Source organism: Eremococcus coleocola DSM 15696 (genome assembly GCF_000428865.1).
Classification (GTDB): domain Bacteria; phylum Bacillota; class Bacilli; order Lactobacillales; family Aerococcaceae; genus Eremococcus; species Eremococcus coleocola.
This window is the reverse complement of record NZ_AUAT01000028.1, coordinates 1-13,660: the sequence shown is the minus strand read 5'-3', so window position 1 is coordinate 13,660 and position 13,660 is coordinate 1. Positions and strand designations below refer to the sequence as shown.

Sequence of the window (13,660 nt, the reverse complement as noted above, 5' to 3'; positions counted from 1 at the left end):
GTACTAGAAGGAGGAGGATTGCCAATATGAAGCAAGCAAATGGTTTACCTGCTTATTTAGAAGATCTAAATGTAAAAGCCATTCAAGATAATACCCTGCTAATGGACTTGTTGGCTTTAAATGCAGAACAATTAACTTATTTTTTGGAGGATTATGTATTGGATAATCCTTTTATCCACTTAAATTACCCCCTTGAAAATAATAGTCGAGGTTTAAAGGTAAAGGCTTTGGATAAGCAAATTGCTATGATTCAGCCCTCACAAACCTTGGAATCCTATTTATATGAACAGATTCTCTTGTATCGTCAAACTCCTATCCGGGATTTGATGTTAGAATTAGTTCCTTTGCTTGATGAAGACGGCTTTTTGCCCTATACAATTGATCAATTAAGTCAAGACTTAGGCGCAGATAACTATTTGGTAATGGATGCCGTCACCTTATTACAGAATTTAGAGCCGGTTGGGGTCGGGGCTTATGACCTAAAGGAAGCCTTGATGTTACAAACCGAACAAGATAGTAATGCTCCTGAACCCGCTTATTATTTACTAGAAGTTTTCTTTGAGGAATTAAGGGCGAAGGATTATGCTAAAATTAACCAAGAAAGTCCCTTTTCAGAAGCAGAAATCAGCCAGTGTGTGAAATACTATGCGGGATTATACCGGTCGCCTGCCCAACTCTTTAGTGCTGATGAAGGACAAGAAGCCGTACCTGATTTGGCAGCTAAGCTAGTGGATGGCCAACTAAAAATTAATTACTTAGCCAAAAACCATGTTTTGGTTAGCTTTAAGCAAGATTATTTTGACCGGATGGCTCAAGAGGAAGATTTAGAAGTCAAATCTTATATTGAGAATAAGGCTGCTGAGTATGATTATTTACAAGTAACCTTACAATTAAGACAAGAAATTCTTGTCATGGTGGCGACTCATTTAATTGAGGGTCAAGGTGCTTATTTGCAAAATATTGATCGTCGCCATTCTTTATCTATGCGACAACTGATGACCTTGACTGGTTTTTCAGAACCTTTATTATATCGAATCTTAAATCATAAACACTTGGAATTTGAAGGAAGGATCTTCCGCTTAGCTGATTTCATTACAGTTGCAGCGACTAAAGGTAGAGATAGCCGGACTTTTGATTCCATTAAAGACCGGATGGTTGAGATTATTCAATCATCAGATCAAAGTCTAACGGATGATCAAGTGGTATCAGCTTTAGCAGCTGAGGATATATATATCAGTAAAGCTATTGTAGCCAATTACCGGAAAAGTCTCTAAGATTTTACTTGATGAGTTGACCATTTAATTTGTGATAAATAAAAGAACCATTTCCATTGGAGATTGAATGGAGTGCCCCCTAAAGTTGGACCAAAAAATCCAACTTTAGGGGGTCTTTGTATGGCTAAATATAGCTTAGATTTCAAAATGAAAGTCGTCGTAGAATATCTTTCGGATACGATTGGGTATGGATTGTTAGGTAAAAAATATAAAATTAAGTCTTCTTCTCAAATTGAGGTTTGGGATAATGCCTACCAAGCGTTTGGAATTGAAGGATTAAAAGGCGCTCGCCAAAACAAAAAAAATAAGAGAGACAAGTACATAAAATATGTACTCATCTCTCTGGTCCAACTTTTGGGGGTCACTATAGAATCCATGGGATGATTCTTTTTTGGTATAAGTCAAAGTGGTCATTCATGCTAAGCAAATTATTGGTTCAACTTATCCTCTTCGACTTGATTGTAAAAAATCGTTTGATTAGAGGTAGATAAATGCATTGGAATAATTGTGCCAGCTTCTTGATCAAAATATTCTAATAATACTAAACGGTCGGGAGCAGTCTGAGCAAAGCTTTCGTTAAGTAATAAAATATCCGCTCCTTCAACCTTTGCTTCAGTTGCAGCATAGGAATCAGCTACGATTAAGCGAACGACATAATTATCAGTGCCACCGAGTGGAATTTTAACTTGGTCAACTTGGACACCTAGGTCTTTATATTGGTCGTTGTTATCAAATACATATTGGAGATTTTCTAGGTCATCCTCAGCAATAAGTTCTTGATTAAGTTCTTTGACTTCAGAGTCGACTTCTTGGTCATAATATTGGTTAACGGCATCCCGTAGTTCTTGATAATTAACCGACTCATCCAATGAAGATTGAGGTAGGTTTGTACTAGAAAGTTCCTCTTCTTGGAATACAGGTCCTTCATTAGTTTGGTCTACCTGGCTTTCGGCAGTCTGACTTTCGTTTGTTCTCTCTTGGCTAGCTTCAGAGCTTACTGCCTGGATCTCACTGCTTTGTTTGGAACTTTGTGCAGGACTGTTTTCTTGGAAGAAGCTACAACCGCTCAAGACTATTAGGCTAGTTAAATAAAGTATCGTTTTTTTCATAATCGAATCCTTTCTGAATCATTGTGGTTTATTATAACAGAAAACTGACCGTTTCCCAATAACAGGAGAGTAACAGATTGATGGCAAAGTTAGATAGGGGACTTGCAAAAATGAAAATAAATCTCTATACTTAACTAGGTTAATAGTTAACATTGTTAAGAAATTATTAGGAGGTTAGGTATGAGAGATTATGTGGATGCCGTTTTTCATTTTAAACGTGACTTTACTAAACTCCAGTTATTTGAATTCAGTGATGTTATGACGCGAAGTGAGTATTTTTTCTTAGGAGATATTATAAGAGCTCAACAAACGGGGCAAGATTTATATACGATTGGTAGCTTAGCTGAGAAATCTAACATATCCCTAGCGGCTATTTCCAGAACCGTTAAACATTTGACTCAAAAGGGTTGGCTCCAGCGTGTATCAAAGGATAGTGATCGGCGGACGGTCTACCTTAAAGTGACTGACCAAGGCTTAAAAGAATGGACCCAGATTAAGGACAAGAGCGCAGCTTACATGGCTGATTATCTTGCTGAAATTAAGCCAGAAGACCTGGAAACATTCCTAAGGGTGGGTTATCAATTTATTGACCGAGTGAATCAAAATAAAAAATCATTGTAAGGAGGAAATTTATGCAACTATTAGTAAAATATCTTAAACCATTTTGGAAAATTATTGCTATTATTTTAGTCGCCCATGTAGTTCAAGCCTACTCTACTTTACTCTTGCCTACCTACACTTCAGGCTTGGTCGATGTGGGGATTCAGGCTAAGGGCTTTGAATATGCTGTGCCCTTAGCTATGTCACAAGAAGATTATCAGAATTTACAATCCTTATTAGAGAACCCCAGCCAAGTTGAAAAGGCTTATTACCGGGGAACAGATGGGGTCTTTCATTTGAAAGACCAAGTTTCAAGTAAGGAACAACTGACTTCGCTGGAAGAAGATTTAGCTATTCCCCTTGCCCTTTACCAACGGTTAGTTCATTCTGACCAAGCCCAAGCCTTTAGTGATCAAACGTTAATCAGTAAAGAAAGAGACGCCTTGCAGAAGCAAGCCTCTATTTCAGGTTTGACCTATGTGACGAGTCAAGGAGTTCAAGCAGCCATTCAAATGTATGCTGATGCTGGGCTTAACCCTAATAAGGTACAATTTGATTATCTCTTTGGCAAAGGCTTTCTCATGTTAGGGATTACTTTAGTGACCATTTCATCCGCAGTTTTAGCCTTTTACTTAGCGGCTAAGGTGGGGGCCGATTTTGGTTATCGTATTCGGAAACAATTATTTGATAAAGTCTTGAGATTTTCTGACCATGAAATCGAAAAATTTTCTTCAGCTTCTTTAATCACTCGGACTACCAATGATGTGCAACAAATCCAAATGATGGTGACCCTATTTCTGCGGATTATGATTTTTTCACCCATTGTTGCCAGTGGTGGTTTAATCTACTTATTTGGAATCCAACCGAATATTATTTGGATTTTAGGTTTGTCTATTGCGGTTATTGCCGTGATGGTTTTTGTGCTCTTTAAGTTAACCATGCCACGCTTTCGTCGTATTCAGGGTCTCTTTGACCGAGTTAATTTAATTGCCCGTGAGGTAATTACTGGCATTCAAGTTATTCGTGCTTTTGGTCGCCAAGACTATGAGGGCAAGCGGTTTGATACAGCTAATTATGAACTGCAACAAAATCACTTATTCTCAGGTCGGGTTATGTCGATGATGATGCCCTTTATGATATTTGTCTTGGATGCGTCTTCGATTCTCATTGTCTGGAATGGGAGTCAACAAATCGCGGGAGGAACTATGCAAGTAGGCCAAATGATGGCCTTTATTTCATATTCTATGCAAATCCTTATTTCTTTCGTGATGTTATCGAATATGTCAATGATGTTTCCCCGGTCATTGGTGGCCTTAGGCCGGATTGATGCTGTTCTAGAGGAGCCTTTCTCGATCTATGACCAGCCACAAGCGCTCAGTTTAGAAGCTAAGCAAGTGAAAGGTCAAGTGACCTTTAACCATGTTGATTTTACTTATGAAGGGGCAGATGAAAAGGCTCTAACCGATATTGATTTTGTGGCTCATCCAGGTCAGACCACCGCGATTATTGGGGCAACTGGCTCAGGTAAATCAACCATTCTAAATCTTTTGATGCGCTACTATGATGTCAGTGAGGGTCAAATATTAATTGATGGTCAAGATATTCGCAACCTAAAATTAGCGGATCTCCGTCGCCATATTGGCTATGTGCCTCAAAAGGGTGTCTTATTTTCAGGGACCATTGCTTCTAATATTGGCTTTGGCCTTCCTGACATAGAACAAAACCAATTAAAAGAAGCGGCTGAGATTGCCCATGCCAGTGAATTTATTAATGAAAAAGAAGAGGGGATGCAAGCAGCCATTGCTCAAGGTGGGACCAATGTCTCAGGGGGACAAAAACAAAGACTCTCTATTGCCAGAGCGATTGCTAAACGACCAGAAATTTACTTGTTTGATGATTCTTTTTCTGCTTTAGATTATCGGACCGATGCCTCATTAAGAAAGGCATTGAATGAAACGGTCAAAGATGCCACCGTTATTATAGTGGCGCAGCGGATTTCAACTATCCTAGATGCTGATCAAATTATTGTGCTGGATGAAGGCCGGATTGATGGCATTGGCCGTCACCTTGACTTAATGGAAAAATCGGCCGTTTACCGCGAAATTGCAGAATCACAACTTTCGCAAGCAGAGCTAGCAGCCCAGGCGCACAAACAAGAAAAGGAGGTCTAACTTATGGCAAATCAAGCACACAGACATAAAAAAGCAAATGATGTGACCGGGTCCATTTTAAAGATTGTCAAAGAAATTATAGCCTATAAATGGGGCTTAATCTTAGTCCTATTTTCAACCATCATGGCCACCCTCTTAACTATTTTTGGACCAGTCCAATTAGGAAAAGCCACGACTTTGATTTTTGAAGGCGTCCAAGCCATGATTCAAGGGCATGGCAGTATTGACCAAGCTGCGGTAGGTCGGGTCTTATTAACTGTCTTAATCCTTTATATAGTTTCTGGTATTTTCAATGCGGTTCAAGGCTATGCCATGATTACGATTACAGAAACAGTGACATATAATCTTCGCAAGCGGATGTTAGCTAAGATTAATCGCTTGCCTATGTCTTACTTTGAATCACAGAATATCGGCGAAATCTTATCACGGATTGTAAATGATGTGGATACCCTAGGTATGACCATGAGTCAGTCGGCTGCGCAATTGCTCAATTCTTTGATGACCTTAATTGGTATTGGGATTATTATGTTCACAATTAATACCACCATGGCACTCGTGGTCTTGGTTATTGTTCCCGTATCCGTCGTTATCGTCCGGATTATTCTTAAATTATCTCAGCGTTACTTCCGTGGCATGCAAAGGACCTTAGGTAAGGTGTCAGGTCAAGTCGAAGAAGTCTATGCGGGACAAAGAATTGTGACAGCCTTTAATCAAGAAACGGCGATGAAGGATAGTTTTGATATTAAAAATGATGCTTTGAGAGACCAAACCATGAAAGCAATGTTTGTTTCTGGGGTTATGTTCCCGATTATGCGTTTTATTTCAAGTCTGGGTTATGTAGCGGTTGTTATTGTGGGTGCTTATTTAACCATTCAAGGCCGAATGGCGGTAGGAAATATCCAAGCCTTTACTCAGTATGTAAACCGTTTTACCCAACCGATTACTCAATTAGCCCAAATTTTTAATTTAATGCAATCTATGGCTGCCGCTTCAGAACGGGTGTTTGAATTCTTAGATGAAAATGAAGAAAATCAAGAAATCGGAGCAGGCATCGATGTGGCTCAAATAGAAGGACAGGTAGATTTTGATCACGTTAAATTCGGTTATCAACCCGACCAAATTATTGTCCATGATTTCTCAACTCAAATCCAACCAGGGCAAAAGGTGGCCTTAGTCGGACCTACGGGTGCGGGCAAGTCAACCATCGTTAAGCTCTTAATGCGTTTCTATGATGTGAATGCAGGTGCCATTCTCTTGGATAAGAGCCCAACCACAAACTTCTCTCGAATGTCTTACCAACAAGCCATGGCCATGGTTTTACAAGACACCTGGTTATTTAAAGGTTCGCTGATGGAAAACATCCGTTACGGTCGACTTGATGCCAGTGATGAAGAAGTGATTGCAGCTGCCAAGGCTGCCCGCGTCCACCGTTTTATTAAGTCTCTACCGGGGGGCTACCAATTTGAGTTAAATGAAAATACGGATAATATTTCTCAAGGGCAAAAACAATTATTGACGATTGCGCGGGCAATTCTAGCAAACCGCCCCGTCTTAATCCTAGATGAAGCCACTTCCTCGGTGGACACCCGAACCGAAGTCTTAATCCAACAAGCTATGGACCATTTAATGGAAGGAAGGACGTCCTTCGTGATTGCCCACCGTTTATCTACGATTCGTGATGCAGACCGAATTCTTTATATGGAACATGGCGATATTGTTGAACAAGGAAACCATGATGAATTAATGGCCTTACAGGGTCGCTATGCTGACCTATATAATAGTCAATTTGCTTCAGCTTAAGTTTAGAAGAATTTAATTGATTTGCTGTTGCTAGCTTTTCTAAGTTTTCGGGACTTGTTCTCTGTCTTTCAGATTGTTATAATCTAGCAGATACTAACTTATAAAGGAGCTTTTAGGATGGATGCCCTGTTTAAATTTATACAAATCTTAGCTAAAGGCTCTGCATATTTAATCTTAGCCTTTCTGGCTCTGGTGATCATGATTAATTTGGCTATGATTGCTTATGGCTATAGTCGCACGGTAGCAATTGACCAATTACAAAGTAAAGGTTATGGAGACCAGGTGCCTGTAGTGGTCCTTGGAGCTGGGGTGATTAATAATGAAGAACCTAGTCAGATTCTTAAATTACGTTTGGATAAAGCCTATCAAGTTTTTGAGGAGGCTCCGGACCGTAAATTCATTATGTCCGGTGACCACCTTCAAGATAATTATAATGAAGTGGCAGTCATGAAGAATTACTTAATCGATAAAGGGATTCCCGCTAACCAAATCTATTTAGACCACGTAGGGACCTCAACCTATAATACAATTTATCGCTTAAAACATGTCTTAAAGATTGATAAAGCCATTTTTATTACCCAAAATTATCACCTATCACGGACCCTCTACGTAGCCAAACAATTAGGTGTTCAGGCACTTGGGGTCGCAGCCCAGGAGACGTACTCCACGCGTTTTCAACGGGAGAGTCGAGAAATTCTCGCCCGGATTAAGGATGTGTTATCGACGCATTTTAATTACCAAAATAAGCACACCCTCTTGGATTATAGTTTTGATCTTAATGAGAGCGGCAATCAAACCGATGACAAGCAATCCTTAGAAAAAGATTAGTTTTTTCTAATTTAACCCTTGACATTATGAGATGAGACAGGTATATTATCATTAATCAATTATTTAAGGAAGGTAAGAAATGATGAAGACACAACTAAAACCATGTCAATCATTTTATTACGGTTACTTTAGATAGTGTTTGTATCTAATCTTATAGATACAAACACTTAACAAACAATGTTTGTATCTATAAGGAGCCGTACTTCTGATGCGCCCTTATAGATGAGAATCTATCAAGGGTGGCAGGACCTTTCTTAAAGTATCCTTTTTCTTTTTTCCGCCCGAGTTGATTCTCGGGCGGTTTTTTTGTTACTTGGAAAAGAGACAGGAGGAATTATTATGTATGACTATTTACGCAAAGGACTTATCACTCTCTCAGCTTTAGGGATGACACTCAGCCCCTTAGCTTTGCATAAAAATCAGGTGCAAGCAGATGAAAGCTTGAAGGTTGGGGTGATCCAATATGTGGAACATGAATCCCTAGACCAAAATTATCAAGGTTTTGTCGATGGCCTCAAAGAAGCTGGTTATGAAGAAGGTAAAAATCTTGAATTAAACTATGTGAATGCAGCGGGAGATAACGCCAATTTGCAGTCCATGTCAGAATCTGTCGGCAAAAACAGCGATTACCTCTTTGCGATTGCGACACCAGTGGCGCAAGCTTTGGCTAATATTGAAAAGGAAAAACCCATATATATTTCTTCAGTGACCGATCCTGTGTCGGCGGGTCTGGTAGAATCTTTAGAAAAACCCAATACCAATGTCACCGGAACCATTGATGCGGGTCCATTGAAAGAACAGGTTGCCCTAATTAGTCAAGTTGCCCCAAATGCTAAAAAGGTGGGCTTGATTTATAACTCTGGAGAAGCAAATTCAGTGTCAGAAGCCAAACTTGCTAAAAAAGAACTAGAGACAGCCGGTTACCAAGTGGCTGAACAAACCGTTACTTCTACAAATGATATTTCCCAAGTGATGCAGAGCCTCGTAGCTGATAAGGTCGATGCCCTATTTACTGTGACCGATAATACGATTGCTTCTGCTATGACGTTAGTTGGAGATATGGCAATTGAAGCCAAATTGCCTTTAGTGGGTGGCTCCAGAGATATGGTCCTTAATCGGGGCTTGGTGACTTACGGTTTAGACTATTATGAACTCGGTAAACAAACAGCTAAAATGTTGGTTGACCAAGTTAAAAGTGGAAAAGATACAAAAGACATCCCTATTCAAACGGCAGCTAAGTTAGATTTTGTTGTCAATAAGGATGTGGCACAAGCTCTAGGCATAGATCCAGAATCAATTAAAACCGAATAAAATAAGGAGAATTATCATGAAAAAAAATAATATAGTAAAATGTTTGGCAGTACTTGCCTTGTTAGCAAGTCCCTTAACTTTCAATCCAAGTAAGGTTCAAGCAGCTGAAGATCCCATCAAAGTAGGTATCTTACAATATGTAGACCATGATGCCTTAAATGCAGTCAATAAAGGTTTTGTAGAGACTTTAGAGGCCTCTGAATATGGTGACCGGATTGAAATTGATCAAACCAATGCCAATGGTGACCAAGCGACCCTGCAATCCATCTCAGAAAAATTAGCCCGCGATAATGATTATTTGTTTGCCATTGCTACGCCAGCCGCTCAGGCTTTAGCTACAGTAGAAAGTGAGAAACCAATTTTTATTGCTGCCGTTACAGATCCAGTAGCAGCTGGCTTAGCTGATTCCATGGAAAACCCTGGGCGGAATGTGACCGGAACTAGTGACCAAGCACCGATTGACGAACAAGTTGATTTGCTGGTACGGAATTTTCCGGATGCCAAGACAGTCGGTTTAATCTATAATTCTTCAGAAACAAACTCTAAGATCCAGGCTGACCAAGCAGTGGAATTGCTTGAAAAAGCAGGCCTTAAAGCCCAGGTGGCGACAGTCACTGGCACCAATGACATTGCCCAAGTTCTAAATCCTCTGTTAGACCAAGTCGACGCCATGTTTATGGTGACAGATAATACCATTGATAGTGCCATTACCCTAGTGGGAGATTCGGCCAAGGAAGCTGGTATTCCAACCATTGGTTCATCCGATTCGGTTGTTAGAACCAATGGTTTAGCGACTATCTCTAATTCCTATGAAGATTATGGGGTACAAACAGCTAAGATGTTAATTAAAATGTTAGATGAAGGGCTTAAACCAGGCGATATGCCGATTGAATTAGGTGATGCTTATGAAATTGTGGTCAATGAAGATTTTGCGAAAGCTTTGAATTTAGACCCAGCATCGATTAAATAGATTTATTAAGTGATTAATCAAGAAAGAGGATGAAATTAGATGATGATTGATGTATTAACATCGAGTATGACCCAGGGTACAGTCTGGGCGGTAATGGCGATTGGGGTATATATTACCTTTCGTTTACTAGATATTCCGGACCTATCAGCCGAAGGTGTTTTTCCTTTAGGGGGGGCGATCGCAGCGATTATGATTAGTTCGGGTATCAATCCGATTATTGCCACGCTTTTATCCTTTGTAGGAGGCTGTTTGGCAGGAGCTTTGGCTGGGTGGATTCACACCCAATTGAACATCCCACCATTAATCACGGGTATTTTAATGTTGACGGGACTTTATTCTATTAACTTACATATTATGGCCGGTCGGCCAAATATTTCCCTTTTGGGTCAGGATACCATTTATTCCCTCTTTCAAAATCACTTTGCTTTTTCTAAAAATGTGAGTGTAACAATTGTTTCTTTACTTATTTTAGTGATTGTAATCCTACTACTAGTTGCTTTCTTACACTCTGAAATTGGTTTGGGCTTACGCGCAACCGGGGACAATGACCGGATGAGTCAAGCCAATGGGATTAATATTGCAGCTATGAAGACCTTGGGCTACATGGTGTCGAATGGCTTGATTGCTTTGTCTGGCGCAATGGTCGCTCAAAAAGATGGCTTTTCTGATATTTCGATGGGGATTGGGACCATTGTAATTGGTTTAGCCTCCATCGTGGTGGTAGAAGTTATCTTACCCAATAAGTCGATTGGTGTCCGCTTAGTTTCTTTAATTTTAGGTTCCTTTGTCTACCGGTTTATTATTGATATGATCTTAAATCAAGGTTTGATTGATATTCAGCCGACAGATTTACGCCTATTTTCAGCGATTTTACTTGGCTTTGTTCTTTATCTGCCTGAATTCCAAAAAGGCCATAAGCGTCGTAGAAGTCAAAGCAAGGCATAGGAGGATAAGATAATGAGCCAAACAATTCTTGAGTTAAATAATATCCATAAAATTTTTGAACAAGGAACAGTCAATGAAAACCATGTCTTAAAAGGTCTTAATCTTGAACTAAATCTAGGAGACTTTGTGACGATTATTGGGGGCAATGGGGCGGGAAAATCAACCCTGATGAATACCATTTCGGGTGCCTATAGTCCTGACAAAGGAAGTATTACTATCGATGGGCAAGATGTGACCCGGTGGCCGAGTCATAAGCGGGCTAAATTGGTATCTTATGTCTTTCAAGATACACGGATGGGAACGGCAGGACGGTTGACCATCGAAGAAAATATGGCCCTAGCTTCACGCCGTGGTTTAAGTCATCGTCTAAGAAAAGGGGTTAAAGAAGCTGACCGCCAACAAATGCGACAAGCCTTGGCTTCCCTAGGATTAGGTTTGGAAGACCGTCTTGGCACAGAAATTTCTCTTTTATCCGGTGGCCAAAGACAGGCAATTACCTTATTAATGGCGACTTTACGCAAGCCCCAACTATTACTTTTGGATGAACATACCGCAGCCCTGGATCCCAAAACTTCTGAGATGGTTATCGATATTACTCAAAAAATTATCGAAGAGCAAAATTTAACTACCTTGATGATTACCCATAATATGCAACAAGCCTTAAATCTAGGCAACCGTTTGATTATGATGCATCAAGGGAAAATCGTCTTAGATGTCAAAGGTGAAGAGAAAGCTAGGTTAACTATTACTGATTTAATGAATCTCTTTAAGCAAGCTGCTGGCCAAGAATTGGTTTCAGATGAATTATTACTTTCAGAATAAACTTGCCTTTTTAAGAGAGTATGCTAATCTAGGTTTAGATTTTAAGGCTTTTAATGCAAGCCGAGAGCTTGCAAAAGTACCGTTTGAATTTTTATAAATTCGAGGAAAGCCCTTTGGAAATCAGAGGGCTTTTTGTGTGCCCAAAAGCCAAATAAAAAAGGAGTGGACACAATGGAAACAAGTGCAATTAATCGTCAGTTAATATATGGGGTTGAACAAACACCACCGCTTAAACAAAGGATTCTCTTATCCTTCCAACATGTTTTTGCCATGTTTGGAGCGACTATTTTAGTTCCCTTAGTCTTAAAGATGTCAGTCTCAACCGCCTTTTTAGCCTCTGGAATAGGGACTTTAATTTATATGGTTTGTACTAAATTTAAAGCTCCAGTCTACCTGGGCTCTTCATTTGCTTATATTGCAGCAATGGCTTTTGCTAAAGAGCAATTAGGTGGTGATATTTCAGCCGCTCAAACGGGGATTATGATGGTAGGGCTCCTTTACGTCTTGGTCGCCACCATCGTAAAATTCACCGGCAGTCAGTGGATTAATAAGCTCTTTCCTCCGATTGTGATTGGTCCCATGATTATGGTTATTGGGCTTGGCTTAGCTAGTACAGCGGTGAAGAATGCCGGTTTTATCGAAGATGGGGATTGGAAGCAGATTGTCACTGCCTTAGTTACTTTTCTCGTCGCGAGTTTGATCCAAACCAAGGCCAAGGGCTTTATCCGGGTGGTTCCTTTCTTGGTTGCTATTTTAGTTGGTTATATTTGTGCGATTTTCTTTGGCTTAGTTGATTTTACGGAGGTGAAAGAGGCTGCCTGGTTTAGTTTACCAGACCTAAGTTTACCGTTTGCTACCACCATCCCAGAATTTGGTCAGTATAGGTTTTATTTTGGTCCGGAAGCCTGGGCTATCTTACCGATTGCCTTTGTCACTATTGCTGAACACATGGGGGACTCTCTCGTTCTAAGTGAAATTATTGGCCGGAATATCATAGAGAATCCTGGCTTGAAACGGACCTGGGCTGGCGATGGGATTGCGACCTTTGTTTCGGCCTTGATTGGTGGACCAGCCAATACAACCTATGGGGAAAATACCGGAGTGATTGCCTTAACGAAGATTGCTTCCATTTCAGTTATTCGAAATGCGGCTTTTATTGCGATTGCCATGTCATTCTTAGGTAAATTATCTGCCCTGATTGCGACCATTCCTACGGCTGTCTTAGGTGGCATGTCAATTCTCTTATATGGCGTCATTGCCTCAAATGGCTTGAAAGTACTGATCAAAAACCGAGTTGATTTCAACCAATCACGTAATTTAGTGATTGCCTCAGCCATGATGGTGATTGGCTTAGGCGGTGCGGTTTTGGAGGTGGGCTCGGCCTTGGTTATTTCAGGCACCGCCTTATCTGCCTTAGTGGGTGTAGCTCTAAACTTAATATTGCCCCATGAAAGTAATCTAGAAGAATAAAGGAGACAAGTAATCATCTTGCCCCTACTGTTTTAGACTTTACTTGGAGTGATTGATAAATAGAATGAATAATCAGGAGGCTGGGCAAAAAGTCCAGTCCATAAAAAGACAAGGCCATTATCGCAATCGTGATAATGACCTTTTTTTATTATTTTAGTAAACATGAAAGCACTCACATGATATAATGTAAATAAGCACAAATACATTTAAAGGAGTGGCTTTCATGTATAAACATTATAACACATCTGATTGTTCTTTAGTATTAAATTTAGATTTTGATATCGCTAAAAATCACGATGCCCGTTTCATTAGCTTATTCGTTGATTCAATCCCTGATAGTGAATTTCCTAAACCTACTTC

The 13,660-nt window shown here is 40.0% G+C and carries 12 protein-coding genes; 11 read left to right on the top strand and 1 reads right to left on the bottom strand.

Translation table 11 applies throughout. The features are described from left to right. Positions 1-26 precede the first annotated feature (26 nt). Positions 27-1,274, top strand: a complete 1,248-nt coding sequence (locus G396_RS0107285) for an RNA polymerase factor sigma-54 (protein ID WP_006417935.1) — start codon at positions 27-29, stop codon at positions 1,272-1,274. A 120-nt stretch (positions 1,275-1,394) separates the two neighbouring features. Next, the gene (locus G396_RS10465; RefSeq protein ID WP_155857434.1) at positions 1,395-1,658 is read left to right on the top strand and encodes a helix-turn-helix domain-containing protein; all 264 of its coding nucleotides are present in this window, start codon (positions 1,395-1,397) and stop codon (positions 1,656-1,658) included. Between the two features lie 44 nt (positions 1,659-1,702). Here the strand turns inward: G396_RS10465 and G396_RS0107275 are convergent, their stop codons facing one another. After that, complete coding sequence (locus G396_RS0107275) at positions 1,703-2,383, bottom strand: membrane lipoprotein lipid attachment site-containing protein (RefSeq protein ID WP_028125559.1); 681 nt, start codon at positions 2,381-2,383, stop codon at positions 1,703-1,705. 180 nt (positions 2,384-2,563) lie between these two features. Here G396_RS0107275 and G396_RS0107270 point away from each other — a divergent pair, with 180 nt between their 5' ends. From G396_RS0107270 to G396_RS0107230, 9 genes are all read left to right on the top strand, one after another. Then, the gene (locus G396_RS0107270) at positions 2,564-3,004 is read left to right on the top strand and encodes a MarR family winged helix-turn-helix transcriptional regulator (RefSeq protein WP_028125558.1); all 441 of its coding nucleotides are present in this window, start codon (positions 2,564-2,566) and stop codon (positions 3,002-3,004) included. Between the two features lie 11 nt (positions 3,005-3,015). Continuing rightward, the gene (locus G396_RS0107265) at positions 3,016-5,154 is read left to right on the top strand and encodes an ABC transporter ATP-binding protein (RefSeq protein WP_028125557.1); all 2,139 of its coding nucleotides are present in this window, start codon (positions 3,016-3,018) and stop codon (positions 5,152-5,154) included. Between the two features lie 3 nt (positions 5,155-5,157). Further along, a complete protein-coding gene (locus G396_RS0107260; RefSeq protein WP_028125556.1) occupies positions 5,158-6,954 on the top strand; it encodes an ABC transporter ATP-binding protein in 1,797 nt (598 codons plus the stop codon). A gap of 117 nt (positions 6,955-7,071) precedes the next feature. After that, positions 7,072-7,782 (top strand): SanA/YdcF family protein, encoded by a 711-nt coding sequence (locus G396_RS10460; RefSeq protein WP_051221202.1) that lies wholly within the window; start codon positions 7,072-7,074, stop codon positions 7,780-7,782. Positions 7,783-8,121: 339 nt separating this feature from the next. Further along, positions 8,122-9,093, top strand: a complete 972-nt coding sequence (locus tag G396_RS0107250; protein WP_028125555.1) for an ABC transporter substrate-binding protein — start codon at positions 8,122-8,124, stop codon at positions 9,091-9,093. A gap of 16 nt (positions 9,094-9,109) precedes the next feature. Further along, entirely contained in the window at positions 9,110-10,063 is a 954-nt protein-coding gene (locus tag G396_RS0107245; RefSeq protein WP_034907809.1) for an ABC transporter substrate-binding protein, read from the top strand. Positions 10,064-10,102: 39 nt separating this feature from the next. After that, the gene (locus G396_RS0107240) at positions 10,103-11,008 is read left to right on the top strand and encodes an ABC transporter permease (protein WP_028125553.1); all 906 of its coding nucleotides are present in this window, start codon (positions 10,103-10,105) and stop codon (positions 11,006-11,008) included. 12 nt (positions 11,009-11,020) lie between these two features. Next, the gene (locus G396_RS0107235) at positions 11,021-11,830 is read left to right on the top strand and encodes an ABC transporter ATP-binding protein (RefSeq protein WP_006417798.1); all 810 of its coding nucleotides are present in this window, start codon (positions 11,021-11,023) and stop codon (positions 11,828-11,830) included. A 171-nt stretch (positions 11,831-12,001) separates the two neighbouring features. Next, positions 12,002-13,300: a uracil-xanthine permease family protein gene (locus G396_RS0107230; RefSeq protein WP_028125551.1), complete on the top strand. Its 1,299-nt coding sequence runs from the start codon at positions 12,002-12,004 to the stop codon at positions 13,298-13,300. Positions 13,301-13,660 lie beyond the last annotated feature (360 nt).